Raw genomic sequence first — 16,731 nt, 5'->3', positions numbered from 1 at the left:
ACGTCCCACACTCACGGTGCGTTAGAGACGTATGCAACCCTTTGTATTCACAGTCATCCCGACGCTCGCGGACCGTTTACCTTGGAGAGAATACTCCGTTTTTCGGAACGCTAGGAGTGCCTTCCGAACCGCCAACTAGCCGCTCCGCGAATTGGCGCCTTCACCGCCAGAACCCAAGTTCGCTGGGTAAGCACGATAAGGGCTATTATCGTTGTTACTGGTCGTTATCGAGTATAGTCAGATTTCCGATTATCTGGGGCGAGTGACGACATGACAGAACAACGGGATGGTTCGATGTCGGTTGCGACCGGGCCAGACGCGGCCGGCGAAGCTCGACAGGAGATCCTCCGTGCGATTTCGCCGGCCTCGCTGCCCGACCCCGAGCTGCATCGGCGTATCGTCGGCTGGATGCAGGCGGCCGCTCCTAACACCGTTCGGGCGATCCGCAGCGATCTTCGGATCGTCGAAGCCTATCAGCGCATCCGCAACTGTCCGACCTTACCGCTGACCCCGCACGCTCTCTATCTGTTGGTTGATGAGCAGTCCCGCGCAGGCAAACGAAAAGCCTCGCTCAATCGCCTGATCGCCTCGCTGGTGCGGCTTCACGCGCTGGCCGGGTTTCCAAACTGCGTCGACGACAACGTCCGCTGGAAGCTGAAGGAACTGGCGCGGATCGATAAGCGCACCGTCAAGCAGGCCTTCGGACTTCGTCTTAAAGGCGACACTCTCGATGTTGTCGCAGATGTGCCGAAGCCACTTTCGGTCATGCGCTTGCTGGACTCAATTCCTGATGATCCACGAGGCCTACGCGACTGTGCGTTGATCTCGATGGCCTATGACGCGGGCTTGCGGCGTTCGGAACTGGTTCGCATTCAGGTCGAACACATCGAGCGCCTAACAAACGGTGACGCGTCGCTGTTTATCCCGCGCTCGAAAACCGACCAGGCGGGCGACGGGGCGCGGGCCTGGCTGTCGGCCCGCTCGATCAAACATGTCGATGCGTGGCTCGGTCGAGCGGCCATCGAAGCTGGCTATGTATTCCGCTCGCTCTCGTACCGGGTCGCGTCGACCGGACATCTCGCCGACGGCGCGGTTTCCAAGATCCTGCAGCAGCGCGTTGCCCACCTGCTCGAACAACTCAAAAACGATGGCGAACTATCGGACGACGAGCTTGCTAAAGCAGCAGTCCGTGTCTCTTCGCATTCTCTGCGCGTCGGTTGCGATCAAGACCTATTTGCCGCTGGAGTCGATATCGGCGCAATCATGCAAGGACTACGCTGGTCGAGCCCCAAACAGCCACTCGCCTACGCACGCCACCTCGCGCCTGCAACTTCAAAACTGGCCGCAACCATGCGTTTGGCTACCTAGATCTCCACCATGAAGCGAGTCGTGCCGGGCTCAGCCAGAACACCAACTAAAATCGCTAGATATCTGTCGCGGCGTTGTCCCGATACCCCATCGAGCCCTACAGTGATGAGAGGCGGAAGACCCTTCGTCTTCTGGCGGGCCGCTCATGTTCAGCGGAGCCGTCGACGGTGAGACTATCCACCAGTCCCGCGATTCGTTGGCCAGCAGTTTTGAGCCTATCAGATCATCAACTTGGCCCTTCTCCGACCAAGGTAAAGCGATGGCGGAGGGGGAATGGCCCATTGGCAGTGTAGCGGTCGCGAATCCGTGCTGCCTCAATCCGGCCGATACGGTTCACAGATGTTGTCGCTCCTGCACAAACGTCCAGACCGGAGTTGATGTCGTAGCCGCCGAGCTCAGTGATGACTGCCCGCTCATGCATGCGGTCGTCACTTCGACCCCAGCGAAAAATTGTTATCTTCACTCCCCCACGGAGACGGGGTGACAATCGTCGGCGGCACTCTGCGACGAAGTCGGTCTCGTTTGTTTGGTTCGCCTCGTCCATGTGTAAAGCGATGTCGCCGACGCTGCGACCTCCTGCCGTGAAGACGGCAATCAGGCTTGCAATCGGGTCGACCCAACGTGATGTCATCGACATGTATGGATCGATTAGGTCCAGTTGGCGCGAATTGCCGAGTAGACGTCCGACCAAATTTGTGAGCGCCGCTTCCGAGCGCGGTTGACGAGCGATCCCGCCGCTCTCGAATAACGCGCTGTCGCCAATTCGATCGGCGGCGCAGGCCGGGACGCCGCCGCAGGTTTCGGACCGACTGACCACCCCATCCCAAGGTTTCCGCGCATGTTCTCGAACTATGTTTTCTTCCCATTCGGCGGGACCCCCAATGTAGGGCTCTCGCAAGCGCAAAATCCCGGCCGTGCGGCGCAGCTGATTGAGGCGATCAGCGACACGCAGTCGTTCGACTGGTCGCAATGATGACGCTGCCGCATTGCGGACGCGCTCCGCCCAGGCGTCCCTGCCACCAGCGAAATCTGAGATTGTTCGTCCCTGATCGAAACCGAAGCGGCTCGTGACATTATCGAACAGGTGAATACTGGCGACAATCGAGGTTGGCTCGACAGCAAACTCTGCAATCACTTGAACAGCTCGTCGCCGCGCTCGTCAAAAAACCCACCAGGCCAATCGTCGAGAAAGTCGCCGTCTCGGGAGATGCGGAGTTCCCGAATCTCCATGCCGTTAAGACCAGGCTCGGCATAGTGCACCGCGACCAGCGCGGGCGTTACCAGCGGTTCCCCGGGCGCGAGGTCGCTGGCGTCGGTATGGCGGATGCGACGCAGAAGGCGGAGAAGCAGATGCTCGCTGTGGGTCTCGATCAGAAGCGTCCTTCCATTGCCTCCGGCCGGCGCGATATCGGCGGCTCCTGCTTCAGGCGCACCGATCGCCGCGACGAACATATCGCCGAGCTGCGTCTGCAAGCGCGGGTGAATGTGCAGTTCGGGCTGCTCGATCGCGACGAGGCGGTTCTCAGGGGCGAGCGCGGCGACGATGACGGGCAGCAGCTGCGAGATACCGACGCCGATATCGTGCGGTGTCACTTCGAGGTAGTTGCCGGTGTCGGTCAGCGCGATACGCCGTTCGACGGGGCGACCGTATAGAACGGTACCGGCGCTATCGAGCTCATCGTCGTAGTATAGGCTCGGCGTGCGTAGCGCATCGTCGACGGCGCTACCGACGGGCACTCGGCGCTCCTCGACGATGCGGACGCCAAAGCCGCTGTGCAGCCGGTCGCTTAGCCAGTCGTCGACAACCGGAACCAGCGTGCCGTCGTCGTGGTGAAGTCGGTCCCACGCCGCCAGGCCGCTATGCCAGCGACCTGCGTCGAGCGTCCGCTGGGCGAGGTAGCCGCGCGGTGGCAGAGCACGTAGCGGACCAACGTGGACGAGCGCGGCAAGGGCGTCGCGGAGTGCGCGCAGTGCGCCGATCATCGCGCGCGAGGCATAGGCGTTGATCGCCAACCGCTCTGACACCATCCGCACCGTTTCTGCCGGGTCGCTCGCCATCGCGCCGCGCATTTCTTCGAGCGACGAGAAGTCCTGATCGAGTCCGAGGTTGCGGTCGAGGAAGGGCAAGGCACCGACACGAGAGCGGTGCACGGGTGCTCGCCGCACGAGTTCGCCGTCCTGCGTCATGCTGCGGTAGATTAGACTGGCAAAGCGTTCGCCGGCGCCCAGGTCGTCGGGTTCGACGGCGAGGCGCGAACGGAACACCGGATGAAATTCGTTGAGATCGACGAATTCGACGCTGCGCATTTCGGCAGAGGCTTCAAGCGCCGCAAACGGCTCACCGTCGATAGCGACTGCAGTGCGTGCGACATAGGGGATGCCGACCATGTGGCTCCAGCTGATTGTCAGCGTGACGCGGGCGTTAGTTGCTTCGTCGAGGCTGGCGATCTCGTCGTGGCCAATCTCGAAGCCCATGACGGCGACGTCGTTGACCGAGCCAGTGTCCGGCAGGCCGTCATCTTCGAGGTCGATGTCGAACGTCAGCACCACGTCGCGGTCGAGGTCGCGGGCGTGCACGAAGTTCGCGAAACCTCCGAGGTCGAGGCTGCCACCGGTGCGCGTCACGTCGGCGTCGAGGTTGGCGTGCTCTACGATCTCGCGCGCGTAGTGGAGGGCGTGGAGCAGGCTCGACTTGCCCGCACCGTTAGGGCCGAACAGCAACGTAACGGGCGCGAGCCGCACGACGGCGGGGGTATTGCCAATCGACTTGAAGTTGCGCACCGAAAAGCCGGTCAGACGCATTACAGTTCCTCGTTGAAAGCGCGGTCTGCGAGGGCGGCGTAGAGGGTATCAGCTTCGGCGAGAGCCGAGCGAAATCGGATACTCGTTTCACGACTTCGGGCAACCAAATCAGAGAATTTCCTCTGCAAGGCCCGAGGCGGAACGCATACAATCAAATTTCGAAGGATATCCAGATTGATGTTGGCTTGCGCCGAGACGGGCGCATCCTTTGCTATTTGAGCGCGAAGCAAACGAAACACATGCTGAATATACTCGGATGTTGCATCGTCGCTAGGTACGAAACCGACCACACTATCGGGAAAGCATGCATCGAAACCCAGGACTGCGGTGTCCGCAATGTTCGCCGCGATTGTGATGCACAATGTACCAGCAGGCCAGAGGCGACTTTGTTTCAAGCCGAAGTCGGAGTAGTTGACGGACCAGGATTTTATGACGTCTTTCGCGCGCGCCACGTCTCCCGTCTGAATGAAGGGATAGATACCACCATAAAGCTTGGGGTCATTCCGGGGACGATGCATAGAACGTCCGCGTTCCAATTTTCCCAAATTGCCCAAGGGCAATTTTGGCCAACCTTGTGGATTGGCGACTGGATCTCCGAACAGGTCGAGGAAGGCGGCACGAAGGAGGTCGTCGGTGAGGGCGAGGACGGCACGGCGGCGGGCCCGGATGCCATCCGCCTTGTCTAGAATGGCCGCAATGCGACGCTGCTCATCGGCTTCGCAAGGGGTTGGAACGGACAACCGCTCGATATCCGACAGCCGGATCGAGGGGTAAGAGTCGTTCGGGATGAGATGCGATGGAGGATTCTTGGTGAGCCAGCGATGCAGATAGCCGGGATCGGCGCGACCATCGGGGACGAGTGCAGCAAGGTGACTCGTTAGATAGGCGGCGTCGCGTAATCGATAGACACGACCGAGCTTTGCCGACATTCCGCTTTTGGCAAAAACGATGGTGTCTCGCGGAAAAAGCCGCATGCCGTTCTTACTTGCGGAAGCATCGGACAGTGTCTCGCAGTCTGCTTCTGGAAGACCCTTTAGCAAGCTGTCGAGACTACCCGCACGGATGAACGGGTGCCCAGTACCGCCAAAATCTGCAGCATCCTGAGGCGCGCCCTGTCCAGCGGTAACAGTGACCATTTTTGCAAGTGGCTTCTCAGTCCAAGTAATGCTCACCCTAGCAACCCCTCGAGTTCGGCCAGGTCCCGGGCGATTTCGGCTTCGATCTCTTTCATGCGCGCGAGGATGATGTGCGGCGGTTCGAAGTCGCGGACCTCCGCCGGGCGCTCGCGCCAACGGCTGACGCTGAGGTCGTAGCCACGCGCACGCACCTCAGCGACGGGAACAGTGAAGGCGGACGACATGCGGTCGCCGAGGCCCGCTTTGCCGCGCGCGCTCCACGCCGTCAGTACGTCGTGCAACTGGCTGCCGCCAACGGGCGTGCGCTTGTCGTCGAGGCTGTATCCGTCGTTCTCGAGGTCGTACATGAAGATGTCGCCGGTCCGCCCGCCCTTGGTGAACACCAGGATGGCCGTGGACACCCCGGCATAAGGCTTGAACACGCCAGCCGGGAGCGAGATGACCGCGTCGAGCTGGTGCTGGTCGACGAGCAAGGCGCGCATGCCCTTGTGCGCGGCGCTGGAGCCGAACAACACGCCATCGGGCACGATCGTCGCCGACCGCCCGCCGACCCGCAGCAGGCGCAGGATGAGCACCAGGAACAGCAGCTCGGTCTTGCGTGTCTTGACGGCGCGCAGCAGGTCGGGGGCGACATCCTCGGTATCGAGGCTGCCCTTGAATGGCGGGTTCGCCAGCACAACATCGAAGGCGTCCATCGCCAGCGCGGTGTTGCGGCCGCCGACGAACTTGCCCGACAGCGTATCCTGGTAGTGCACGCCTGGCGCGTCGACGCCGTGGAGCATCAGGTTCATCGCGGCGATCCGCAGCATCGTCGCGTCAAAGTCGAAGCCGTGAACGGCGTCGGAGCGGAGGTGATCCCATTGCGCAGGCGCCAGGCGGTCGCCACTGTCTGGATGCTCGGTGCTGCTGGCATTTTGCAGCAGGTGCTTGATCGTTTCCATCAAGAAACCGCCGGTGCCGCACGCCGGGTCGCCAACGCGTTCGCCAGGCTGCGGATCGACGAGGTCTACCATCAGCTCAATGATATGGCGCGGCGTGCGGAACTGTCCGTTGATGCCCGCCGTGGTCAGCTTCGACAGCAAATATTCGTAGAGATCGCCCTTGGTATCGCCCTGCGTCAGCGGCAGCTTGTCGACAGCGGCAACGGCGGTGACGAGCAGGCTGGGCTTCTGGATCAGCAGCTGCGCGTCGGCCATGAACGCGGCCATGGTGCCACCGTCCCCGCCGCTGCGGCGCAGGTGCGGGAAGACCCGGTCGCGGACATGCGCGAGCAGCTTGTCGCCCGACCAGTGCTTCCAAACGCGCCAGCGCAGTTCCTCGTCGTCGAACCGTGACGCATGCGGCTGCCCGAGGCGGCGGGCGCGTGCCTCTTCGGCCTCCTCGCGCACATCAAGCAGGCGCGCATAGATCAGAAAGGTAATCTGTTCGATGACGCTGAGCGGGTTGGTGATGCCGCCGGTCCAAAACTGATTCCATAGCGCATCGATCTGCGCGCGCAGGGCTGAGTCGACCATCAGGCGTCCTTTAACGGGGGGGCGAAGCGCGCGACGAGGTCGAACAGCGCGTCGATATGGGGGCCGAAGAGGGCGTCGGGACCGCTCGCCTCGATGCCGGTGAAGGGTGGCTCGTACAGCCGCGCGGGCGCGAGGACACCGGCGCGGACGATCTCGCTTTCAAGCAGACGCAGGAACTGGAGTTGCGGCCCGGTCAGGGCACGCGGCGCTGTAAAGGCAGCGAAGGTCGCGTGCACAGCATCGCGGTCCGCCCCGACGATGGCACGGATAGCGGCGGCGAAGGCGGGGGCTTCGGGATAGAATTCGCGCAGGGTCGCGAGGTCGGCGGATGGGTTCTGGACCAGCGCAAGCGCGGCGAGGTGATCGAGGTCGGAGGTGCTGACTGCCTCCCCGGCGCGGATGCGGCGGAGCACGGGGTCGGTCACGAAAAGTTTCTTCAGGGCCGCTTCAACCTGGTGCCGATACGCCGCCATGTCGTTTGCGGGGAAAGTTGCCGCGCGGCGCGCCGTACGGATGCCGGCCGCGTCCTCGACGATATCGTGCAGCGCCGGGCCGGGGCCTGGCAGCGGCTCGGGCGACAAACGCATCAGCGGGCGCAACTGAAGACGGACGGTTTCGAGGTCGGCGGTCGTCGCGCTTGCCCAAAACGAGGGTGTAGCGATGCGACGGATCAGCGGGGCCTGCGCAGCGACCTGCGTGAGGGTCATCGGCAAGCGGGTGGCCGCCTCCATCACGGCTTCGGCGAAGCGCGAGCCGGCGGCGGTGCCGCGCAGGCGCGCGGTCTGCAGGTTGGCTATCAGCAGGTCGAAGCGCGCGGCAGCACCGTCGTCGAGCAACCCCCAGGTGAACAAGGGCGCGATGTCGCCGAGCAGAGCGACATCGGCAGGGGCCAGACGCGCGAGCAGGGTAGGATCCTGCGCCTGACGCTTGGCCTGCCACTTGTCGCGCACGGCGGCGCTGCGCTCGTCGAGGGCGGCAAGGTCCTGCGCCATCAGAGTCGCCGCGAGGGCCGCAGTGTCGGCCTCGCCAGCCTCCTGACCAGCAAGGCCAAGCTGGATGCGCGCCCGGAAGACGCGCGTCAGCAGCGCCTCGCTCGGCGTTTCGCGCGGCGCGACCGCGAGGCTTTTGCCGAAATGCTCGAAGTTTCCCCAATGGTCGAAGATGCGGAACACGGTCTTGTCGGCACCGGGACCGAAAAGGTCGGCGCACAGCCGGGTGCCGCGTCCCACCATCTGCCAGAATTTGACGGGGCTGCGGACAGGGCGCGCGAAGACGAGGTTGACGATCTCGGGCACGTCGATGCCGGTGTCGAGCATGTCGACCGACACCGCGATCCGTAGGTCGGAGGTCGGAACCTTGAAATTGTCGAGTAGCGTGTCGGCGCGGGGGTCGTGGCTGTCGATGACGCGCGCGACGCGACCGCCGTATTGCGGATACAGTTCGTCGAACAGGCGAACGAGCAGCACCGCATGGGCATGGCTGCGCGCGAAGACGATGGTCTTGCCCGGCAGCGCCCCGTCGGCGTCGCGAATGCCGTGCTCCATCAGATTGCGCAGGATCTGGCGGTTGGTGTCCTTGTTGAACACCGCGCGGTCAATCTCGGCAGCGTCGAAGTCGAGCTCAGCGGGGTCCTTGCCTTCGTCCTCAAGCGCCTTGAGCTGAGCGGGCGTCAGCACCTCGAGCTTGAGCCCATCGCGCAGGAAGGTCGTCGAATGGTCAAAGACCTCGAACGGCGCGAGCCACGGGTAGGCGATTGCCTCAGCCAAGCCGTAGTTAAAGGTCGGCGCGCCGTCCTCGCAGCCGAACATCGCAAAAGTGTTGCGGCTGACCATATCGACGGGCGTCGCGGTCAGCCCAAGCTGGCGCGAGTCAAACCACAAGAACAGCTCGCGATAGATGTTATACAGGCTCCGGTGCGATTCATCGGCGATGATCAGGTCGAAGAAGCCGCTGTCGAGCGCGCGGTAAACGCCCATCATGCCCGGGTAGGTGGCGAAGAAGATGCGCTCGGGCGGATCGGCGGGCATGCGCCGGTCGATAACGCGGATCGGCTCGCCCGGCAGATGTTCAGCAAAGGCGTCACGCGCCTGTTTGCGCAGCTCGCGACGGTCGCAGAGGAACAGGATGCGCTTGGCCCAGCCAGCGCGCAGCAGCACGTCGGAGAGCGAGACCGCAACACGGGTTTTACCGGTGCCCGTCGCCATGACGATCAGCGCCTTGCGGTGTCCGGCATCGAAGCGAGCAGCGACGCGCGCGATCGCCTCGCGCTGGTAATCGCGTCCAGTGATACGAGCGTCGGGAGCGTGGTCCGCAAGCCGTGGCAGGGGGCGCGGCTGGTGCCGTAGGCGCTGCAGGCTCGACTTAGCGGGGAGGCCGAAGATGCGGCGCGGCGGTTCGCCTCGCGCCTCGTCCCAGCGCCACAGGTCGAAGCCGTTACCGAATAGCACCAGCGGCTGCCACGGCTGCTCATGCGCGACACCTTTGGCATAGTGCAACGCTTGCTCGCGCCCCCGCTCGGGGTCGGTACCAGTGCGCTTGACCTCAAAGACCGCGAGCACGGTGCCGTCGTCGTCGAGCAATGCGTAATCGATAGAGCCCTTGCCCGAGGGCGTGGGCTGGTGGCCGACAGGACGTTCGGCGTGCACCGTGCTGCCGCTCCAGCCCGCTTCAGTCAGAAGCGCTGTTATGAGCTCAGAGCGTGTCCGCGCTTCATTGAAACCCAGCGCCTGCGCAGCATCGGGCAGGGCGACGGCGACGCCTGACGGCGGGGGGACGGCAGCGCGAGATAGCCGGTCGAGAGCGTCGGCGAGCGCCGCTTCGGCGGCGCTGGCACGGGCGCGCAGCTTGGCAGTCTCGGGCTCGGAACGTTGGCTTAGCGCGTTTGCGTCGAACTCGGGCAACGCGCTCGGCAAGACGCCCGCATACGTGACCGCGAAAAGTCGGCCGACGTCGAACGCCTCGCGGCAGCACTGCACCGCTTGCTCGGCGTTTACGGCACCACCGTGTACGGCACGGTTGCCTACGATCCGCAATGTATGGAGCTTGTTGCGGACGACCGGCGGCGCGACCGTCTCGAACGCCGCGCTGGTCAGCAGGTCGTTTTGGTTGGATTGCGGCAGGCGCGGTAGGCGGTGCGCCCGATAAATATACGCAGTTGCTTCCTCGCCAAAGCGGCGCAGCTTCATCAGCGCGCTCGCGGGATCGCTCGCGGCATACGCCTCGGCGAACCCGCCAAGGGCGGCGAGGCCGGGCCAGCGTTCCCGAAGGAACTCAAAGTTGATGGATGTCGTCATGTCAGGAATATGGTCTATGCATGTCGCGTGCCAACTGCGTCACCGCTTCCGATCGGCGGCCTGACGTACCTTGAAAGCCAGTTGTCAAAAGTCTGACGGCTTGGCAGCCCAACCAGCCGGGCGGCCTCGGTTCGATTCCCGCCAGCGGTCTCAAGCGCGGTCTCGAGGGCGGCCCGCGCCAACGTTGCGAGATGATCGGGAAGGCTAGCACCCTTTGCAGGACGAAATTGCTGCCCCGCTAGTCCAGACGAGGCTCGCTGGAGCAGAGCATCTTCAATGTCCTGCAGATTCAGAACTTCACTATCCGACCAGATCGAGGCGCGAAGAAGCGTGTTGTTCAATTCGCGCACGTTACCAGGCCAGTCGTGATTGAGGAGGCGTCGTCGCGCCGCCGGCGCAAGGCGCTTAGACGCGTATCCGGGTTGGGAAGCGCTGTCGCTGTTGATGCGCTCGAGCAGGCGATCAATAAGCAAGGCCAAATCGTCGCCCCGCTCGCGAATGGCTGGCAGATCGAGCACTGCGACGGCAAGGCGATAAAAGAGATCATCACGAAAACGGCCCGCTGCGGCTTCGCTCGCCAACGCGCGATTGGTCGCCGCCAAGACCCGCACATCGACTCTTCGCGGTCGCTCCGCTCCGATCCGTTGTACCTCTCCTTCCTGTAAGACACGCAACAGTTTGACCTGGGCGTCGAGCGGCAATTCGCCGATTTCATCGAGAAAGATCGTGCCGCCATCGGCATGCTCGAACGCCCCCGGACGGGCGGCAACCGCGCCGGTGAAGGCACCGCGCTCGTGACCGAAAAGCGTTGCCTCGACTAGGTCCTTGGGCAAGGCGCCGCAGTTGATGGTAACGAAATCCCGGCTGGCGCGCGGGCTGGCAGCGTGGATAGCGCGAGCCAGCAATTCCTTTCCGGTTCCGGTCTCCCCTTCGATAAGTACCGGCACTGATCTTACGGCGCAGCGAGCGGCTCGCGCCAACAGCCGCTCCATAATTTCGCTGGATCGAATAATGGTCGAAAACGCCGGGTCCACTGCGACGGGGAGGCTGCTCTGCTGCTCCAAGCGACGGTCGGCAGGTCGAAGTAGATCCGGCAGTAATTCGGCGGTCATGTCGAGCGGTATCGACGCGATCTTGACACCGTGGCGGATCGATGACTCGATCAGCGTTGCTGGAAATTTGGTCTTTGCAAGAATAATCCACACCGCTGCCATCATTGGGGTGCCGGGACTGAGATGAATGACCAGTTCCCTGTCGGGATCGTCCCGCGTCACGCGGCTCAATGCCGTCGACGCAGTTTCGTAAATTTCGGCAAAGGCGGTCGGCGAGGTTAGGCTGACCGGGATGACCGCAACGACTGCCTTCGTACGGCACCCGAGCCAATTGACATACCTTTGGACATCTTGTTGCGGCTGATCGGCGAGCAAAACGATACGCTGATAATCGGCAGAAATCGCAGCTTGCGCGACCGGCCCATCGCCAGTCTCGCCTGACGATCGAGGTGCGCGCAGATCGGCGCTGCCCAGCCATGCGACGAGTGTCTTATGCAGATTAGCTGCAACATCCATTCCCGGAGCGTAAATGAGTTTGCGTTAAGGTAAAAGAGCATACCACGGCGGCTCACGACAAAAATTCCGAGCCCTGGCCAGATTGCTGTACAAACTGGTCGAGGCTACCCCGGTGGCCTCGCTGGCGACAGTGTAACCGGTCCACCTGCTCACCTGAATTGACGCACTCGGTTGAAAGTTTAGCGCCCGGCGGTTAAGGTGCAGGTTGCGGATATCCGCAACCTGCTCGACTTGCTCGTGGTCGGCTAGCTTGTTCCGTTCAATCCAGCGGCGTTGGTGCAAGGCCGGAGCCAAAAATTGCGCCGTCAAGACGCCTGTGCTCGATACGCTTGCAACAAATCGGCCGTACGATGCGATCGGGTCTTTAACGAGGCTTCCTCTCATCCACTTCTCCGGGTTGATCAGATCGATACTGAGCCCAGTCGGCAGACGAGCCGAGTCGGAGAAGGTACTCGTTAGCAGCTCCGGCCTCCCATTCGTACTTTTCGGAGAAGATTGCGAGAAAGCCGAGAAGGTGAAAAAAGGCTCTTGAGCCTACCTCCCAATGCAGAGACTCCCCAATGTAGTCTGCATTTCGACCCTTATAGGTTTCGAGCCTGCGATAAGATGAATCGCCAACTGATCGATGACTTGCCGGATGTCACCCTGATCAAGGCCGGTTGCTTGACTAATTTCTTCGATCATCGCCCAAACCCCATGCTTTCGGTCAGCTCCGGGGCTTGCCGGTGTCGGATCGCTTCGCCCGCACCCCTCTTTACTTTCGAAAACGGGTTTTGGCGACCGGGGCGGACAGGATCAGTTCTGGCGGATGTGCCCGAACGCTCCATTGCTAAGGATCGAGCGGAAGCTAAACTGCATCTAGGGCGCTGCGGGGACGGGCATGGAACTCGAGTGTGCGAATATTGATGATTTGCTGTTCGCTCTCTACGAGCGACTACTCGACAGCGGCCTCAAGCATGACGGAGGATCTAGAGGGCCAAGCACCGAACTACTGGGAGTGACGCTGCGACTTACGAACCCTCGTGCGCGGATCAGCCGATCCGAGGATCGAGGCCGGCCGTTCAGTGCGATCGGCGAGCTACTTTGGTATCTAAAAAAGTCCGATCGGCTCGACTTCATCCTTCCGTATATCAAGCGCTACGAGGAGGATGCCGTGGATGGCATTCTACCCGGAGCGTATGGACCGCGCCTGTTCGGCATGCACGGGCAGCATGATCAAATCGCCAACGTGATAGAGCTGCTCTCGAAGAGCCCGGGATCCCGGCGGGCGGTAATCCAACTTTTCGACGCGTCGGACATTGCGGTTCGCAAGTCGGAGATCCCCTGCACTACTACTTTGCAGTTCCACATCCGCGATGGCCTCTTGCATATGTCGGTGATGATGAGGTCGAACGATGCGTATTTCGGTCTGCCGCACGACGTCTTCTGCTTCACGATGCTGCAGGAAATGATGACGCGTCGGCTCGGTCTGGACCTTGGCCACTACATCCATCACGCTGGCAGTATGCACTTCTACGACGAGTTCGCGGATCGGCTGGCCCGATACATGGGTGAGGGCTTCCAGCGGCCGATCGAGATGGGGAGGATGCCAGACGGTGACCCGTTCGCGCTCATTCCCAAGCTGCTCGCCGCCGAGGCCGTTATACGGAGCGGTGGGTCCGTCGTGGCGGACGGTGTGGCCGGACCAGGTTACTGGGCGGACTTCATCCGCCTGGTGCAGGTGTTTTGGGCATCACGGCGCGGTGAGCCCCTCGACGATCTGAAGCGCGAGTTCTTCGACCCGATGTATCGTGTCTATCTAGAGGGAAGACGAGCCGTGGGGGAGCAGGCGCTGTCCGCGCTGCCTCAGGCAGGCGCAGCGTGATGTGGCCTTCGTGGGACCATGAGCGGCTGCGCATCTCCGACGCGCTTCGACGACATGCAGCGGGGGCGCGAGCGCTGCCGGGCATAGCAGACGCTCGCGCTTTGGAGGCGCTGTCTCTCCAGTTTGTCGCGAGCCTTCGCCGGGAGTCATATTACAACGCAGTCCAGCGTCGGCCGGTTGCGGCGTTCCGTGCCGACCCGAATTCTCCGGGGTTCGATCCCGAGCGGGCAGTCGCCTTCCATGCGCAGACCGGCAACGTAGACGAGGCGGCTTGGCTAATATTCCTTATGACCCACTTCGCTCGACCGGCGGACAGCGGCTGGAAGCGGCTGGCCGACGTCTACGGCCGACTAGGCCACGGAACATGGGATTGGGCATCGGTAAGCGGAAGCCCGGCGGCCTTCTCGGCTTGGCTTGCCACGAACTGGGAAGCAGTGGGGGGTAAGTTCGGCAACCACCGCAAGTACGAAAGCCTCCGGCCCACCGCGAACCGCAACATGGCCCGCGTCGTTGCGGATTATGTCGGGTGGATCGGGCAGAATGGCCATGGTCGCTTCTTTGCTGACCTCGTACGTCGAGCGGGAAACGACCCTCGTGTCATCTTTGATGTCCTCTACCGCGAGATGCCGGTCATCAGCTTCGGACGGCTGGCACGCTTCGACTACCTGATGTTGCTTGGCCGCTATGGCCTAGTGCCGATCATCCCAGGATCCGCGTACCTCGATGGAGCCACGGGACCTCGGTCTGGCGTCAGCCTGCTGTTCACCGGGCAGCACCGCTCAGGCGTATCGATCGCGGCGCTGCAAGCCATGCTCGACGAACTCGACAAGGATTTGCAGGTGGGAATGGAAGTTATGGAGGACGCGCTCTGCAACTGGCAGAAGAGTCCCCTGCGTTTCGTTCACTTTAAGGGGTGACGCGCTAGACGAGGGCGGGATCGATTTCGTCCCAAGTCCAACGACGCTTCAACATATTAAGTCGGTTGCGCTCGATCATGCGCCGATGCTGCATCTGCCCAACAGTAAGGCCGGGCGCCACGCCGACCGACACGCTGTACCGCAGGATGGCGTCGCGGTCGGGCCGCAGGCTCTCGAACTCCGAAAGCCGGTTTTCAGGAACGATGCATTGGCTCGCGAAGTGGTTGGCCTCGCGCTCGCAATCGTCATCCGGGGTAGCGTCCTCGTCGACGAACGTCTTCGCGCCGTGCAGGACCAGATGGCCAATCTCGTGGAACACGGTGAACCAGAACTGGTCGTCCGCCCGATGCCGGAAGCTGAGGAGCATCATCGCCTTGTCGGCGGTCACAAGACGGCTAGCGCCGCTGGCATGGCAGCCCGGGGGCGTCTTAACGACGACCACGGCAACGCCGGCCTCGGCACACAGTGTCCTGAGCTTAGGAAGGAAGCGAGCCGGCTGGCTGATCCTCGATAGCTTCCTGATCTCAATTACACGGTCGCGCAGGTTTTCTGCGTTCCAGAGCCGAGTGGACAATAAGTCCGCCTCCAGCTCGCCCCGGCGCAGCCAAAGCAGTACCGCAGGGTCGGAGGACGAGAAACTACCGGACGTCCGGAAGCGAGTATCCGTACACAGGCGCCCATAGCGCGCCTGCCAGCTTCGCATGGTCGGCACGTTGAAGAAGGATATGCGCCGGCGGAGTTCCTCGCGCACTGCCACCTCGTCCAATCTGCGGCCGCGACGCGCGCCCGGGGCCGGCACTCGCTCGAGCCAGTCGGCAGCTTCCGTTGACGCCGCTGCGACGACGGCCCGGTCGAGGGCCTCCTCGTAGCTCGCCTGCCGCTTGAGCCAGAAGGACTGGGTCCCTCCGAGTGCCGAGGCGAGGCTTCCAGCGACATCGACATCGATGGGATGTGAACCGTCAAGCAGGCCGCGCATGACCGCTGGACCGCCCACATGCCGCGAAAGTTCGTTCGCGGTGATCTCCCGTCGCTGCATGAGGGTGCGCAGCGTGTCACCGGGCTTCGAGAACCAATCGGCCGTGGTGCGCTGTTCGCTTGTCATTGACACCCCGTGATCGCCAACAGCTTCAACCTCGTAACGCTCGACAAGACCACGCGACCACCGGCATCCCGTCGGTAGCGGGTCCCGACGGCAGCGAGCGATGCGCGATAGTGTGCACCGATGGGAAGAGAAAGTGAATCGTCAATCGTGACGAGCAGCTCGTCACCCCAGAAGTCGGCAAGTTCCGCTACGTTCTCGAACGCCTCGATGTCGGCAATGAGCGCGATGAGCGCTTGGGCGTGGACAGCGCCATACTCTGCTTCCGCCACCTCCAGCGAGAAGCAGGCCTGCTGGAGCGCCGGCGTTTCATAGGACACGATCAAGCGCGCCACCTTCCGGCGTCACGGCATGCCTGAAGCGAGCATCCTGCGGTCATTCAGGAAGGGGCGAGCCTGGCGGCTTAGATGCCTGCTTCTGACGGATCGTGTCGATGCGTTCCCAATTCCGGCGCAGTTCCGCATCGCCGGCGTCTTGCATGTCGATCCCGCTGGCGCTGCATAGGCTGGCCAGCGTGACCATCACACCGCCGACCTCGAGCTCCGGTCGGCCTTCCGGCCGCCCATAGACGTAGTCGACAAGGGCCCCGGCCTGCTCACGCGTACAGCCGTTCGCCTGCGCGAGCTCCAGCGCCTCTTCGAGAAAGCGATGGGTCCGCTCGTTCCGATCTCTCGCGACGGTCGCAGGGAAGCAGGCGACTAGCCATTCTTCCACCTGTCGCTGATACCGAGTTACCGACACTTCACCCGCGCCATTCAGTTCCGGCCATAATGCACAAGACTGTATAGGACACCAAGCGCGCCGACTGCAGGGCGGATAGCCGTCGCGCGTAAGGCGGCTGATAACCGAGCGATCCATCCAAAGTCGTGACCGGTCGAGCAAGATGCCCGTGGCATAGAGGTGGCCTCCTGTCGCGATCCGGCGATAGGCTCGCAGGTAGGCGATGTTGCGTTTCGTGTCCGAGCGCCCATTGTCCGGGGTATTCACGTGCCACCAGTCTTCGACCTCGGCGTCACGAACGCCTCTGGTCATCGACGCCTGGAGAATTCGGAATTGAGGCGCCCCGAGCGTTGGCGGGGTACAGTCAGATCAAACAATGGCGCGGACGAGGGGGTTGATCGCGCCGCCGCGTGCAGGCCACACTATAAGTAGGAAGCCTGTCGTCCTGAC

At 62.6% G+C, this 16,731-nt stretch carries 12 protein-coding genes; 3 read left to right on the top strand and 9 right to left on the bottom strand.

What is annotated here, in order from left to right; all coding sequences use genetic code 11:
- Positions 1–294 precede the first annotated feature (294 nt).
- Positions 295–1,368 (top strand): tyrosine-type recombinase/integrase, encoded by a 1,074-nt coding sequence (locus tag FMM06_RS15985; protein ID WP_185965224.1) that lies wholly within the window; start codon positions 295–297, stop codon positions 1,366–1,368.
- A 226-nt stretch (positions 1,369–1,594) separates the two neighbouring features.
- Here FMM06_RS15985 and FMM06_RS15980 read toward each other — a convergent pair whose 3' ends face one another.
- From FMM06_RS15980 to FMM06_RS15955, 6 genes are read right to left on the bottom strand one after another with little or no spacing between them, the layout of a single operon-like run.
- Positions 1,595–2,503: a hypothetical protein gene (locus tag FMM06_RS15980; RefSeq protein WP_144335309.1), complete on the bottom strand. Its 909-nt coding sequence runs from the start codon at positions 2,501–2,503 to the stop codon at positions 1,595–1,597.
- The gene (locus FMM06_RS15975; protein ID WP_144335308.1) at positions 2,500–4,170 is read right to left on the bottom strand and encodes an AAA family ATPase; all 1,671 of its coding nucleotides are present in this window, start codon (positions 4,168–4,170) and stop codon (positions 2,500–2,502) included. Before FMM06_RS15975 ends, FMM06_RS15980 begins: the two co-directional genes overlap by 4 nt.
- A complete protein-coding gene (locus FMM06_RS15970) occupies positions 4,170–5,342 on the bottom strand; it encodes a restriction endonuclease subunit S (RefSeq protein ID WP_144335307.1) in 1,173 nt (390 codons plus the stop codon). The genes FMM06_RS15975 and FMM06_RS15970 overlap by 1 nt, the downstream gene beginning before the upstream one ends.
- Positions 5,339–6,820 (bottom strand): class I SAM-dependent DNA methyltransferase, encoded by a 1,482-nt coding sequence (locus tag FMM06_RS15965; protein ID WP_144335306.1) that lies wholly within the window; start codon positions 6,818–6,820, stop codon positions 5,339–5,341. Before FMM06_RS15965 ends, FMM06_RS15970 begins: the two co-directional genes overlap by 4 nt.
- The gene (locus tag FMM06_RS15960) at positions 6,820–10,113 is read right to left on the bottom strand and encodes a DEAD/DEAH box helicase family protein (RefSeq protein ID WP_144335305.1); all 3,294 of its coding nucleotides are present in this window, start codon (positions 10,111–10,113) and stop codon (positions 6,820–6,822) included. Before FMM06_RS15960 ends, FMM06_RS15965 begins: the two co-directional genes overlap by 1 nt.
- Before the next feature lie 14 nt (positions 10,114–10,127).
- Complete coding sequence (locus tag FMM06_RS15955) at positions 10,128–11,681, bottom strand: sigma-54 interaction domain-containing protein (protein WP_207790301.1); 1,554 nt, start codon at positions 11,679–11,681, stop codon at positions 10,128–10,130.
- An 880-nt stretch (positions 11,682–12,561) separates the two neighbouring features.
- Between FMM06_RS15955 and FMM06_RS15950 the strand changes: the two genes are divergently transcribed.
- Positions 12,562–13,545, top strand: coding sequence for a thymidylate synthase (locus FMM06_RS15950; protein WP_144335304.1), 984 nt, complete (start codon positions 12,562–12,564; stop codon positions 13,543–13,545).
- Entirely contained in the window at positions 13,545–14,462 is a 918-nt protein-coding gene (locus FMM06_RS15945) for an alpha-glutamyl/putrescinyl thymine pyrophosphorylase clade 3 protein (RefSeq protein WP_144335303.1), read from the top strand. The genes FMM06_RS15950 and FMM06_RS15945 overlap by 1 nt, the downstream gene beginning before the upstream one ends.
- A 4-nt stretch (positions 14,463–14,466) precedes the next feature.
- Here FMM06_RS15945 and FMM06_RS15940 read toward each other — a convergent pair whose 3' ends face one another.
- The 3 genes from FMM06_RS15940 to FMM06_RS17310 are packed head-to-tail and all read right to left on the bottom strand — an operon-like array spanning position 14,467 to position 16,593.
- Positions 14,467–15,564: an ImmA/IrrE family metallo-endopeptidase gene (locus tag FMM06_RS15940; RefSeq protein WP_144335302.1), complete on the bottom strand. Its 1,098-nt coding sequence runs from the start codon at positions 15,562–15,564 to the stop codon at positions 14,467–14,469.
- Entirely contained in the window at positions 15,561–15,887 is a 327-nt protein-coding gene (locus FMM06_RS15935; RefSeq protein ID WP_144335301.1) for a hypothetical protein, read from the bottom strand. The genes FMM06_RS15940 and FMM06_RS15935 overlap by 4 nt, the downstream gene beginning before the upstream one ends.
- Positions 15,888–15,936: 49 nt before the next feature.
- A complete protein-coding gene (locus FMM06_RS17310; protein ID WP_235889348.1) occupies positions 15,937–16,593 on the bottom strand; it encodes a hypothetical protein in 657 nt (218 codons plus the stop codon).
- Between the last annotated feature and the right edge of the window lie 138 nt (positions 16,594–16,731).

The sequence above is a fragment of the Glacieibacterium frigidum genome, assembly GCF_007097155.1.
Lineage (GTDB): Bacteria > Pseudomonadota > Alphaproteobacteria > Sphingomonadales > Sphingomonadaceae > Glacieibacterium > Glacieibacterium frigidum.
The sequence above is the reverse complement of the archived record's forward strand: the minus strand, read 5'-3'. Positions and strand labels throughout refer to the sequence as shown.

Bases quoted from the DNA above. Each gene is read 5' to 3' on its own strand.
- FMM06_RS15940 (WP_144335302.1), bottom strand. From the start codon at position 15,564: ATGACAAGCGAACAGCGCACCACGGCCGATTGGTTCTCGAAGCCCGGT.
- FMM06_RS15955 (WP_207790301.1), bottom strand. From the start codon at position 11,681: ATGGATGTTGCAGCTAATCTGCATAAGACACTCGTCGCATGGCTGGGC.
- FMM06_RS15945 (WP_144335303.1), top strand. From the start codon at position 13,545: ATGTGGCCTTCGTGGGACCATGAGCGGCTGCGCATCTCCGACGCGCTT.
- FMM06_RS15950 (WP_144335304.1), top strand. From the start codon at position 12,562: ATGGAACTCGAGTGTGCGAATATTGATGATTTGCTGTTCGCTCTCTAC.
- FMM06_RS15960 (WP_144335305.1), bottom strand. From the start codon at position 10,113: ATGACGACATCCATCAACTTTGAGTTCCTTCGGGAACGCTGGCCCGGC.
- FMM06_RS15985 (WP_185965224.1), top strand. From the start codon at position 295: ATGTCGGTTGCGACCGGGCCAGACGCGGCCGGCGAAGCTCGACAGGAG.
- FMM06_RS15965 (WP_144335306.1), bottom strand. From the start codon at position 6,820: ATGGTCGACTCAGCCCTGCGCGCGCAGATCGATGCGCTATGGAATCAG.
- FMM06_RS15975 (WP_144335308.1), bottom strand. From the start codon at position 4,170: ATGCGTCTGACCGGCTTTTCGGTGCGCAACTTCAAGTCGATTGGCAAT.
- FMM06_RS17310 (WP_235889348.1), bottom strand. From the start codon at position 16,593: ATGACCAGAGGCGTTCGTGACGCCGAGGTCGAAGACTGGTGGCACGTG.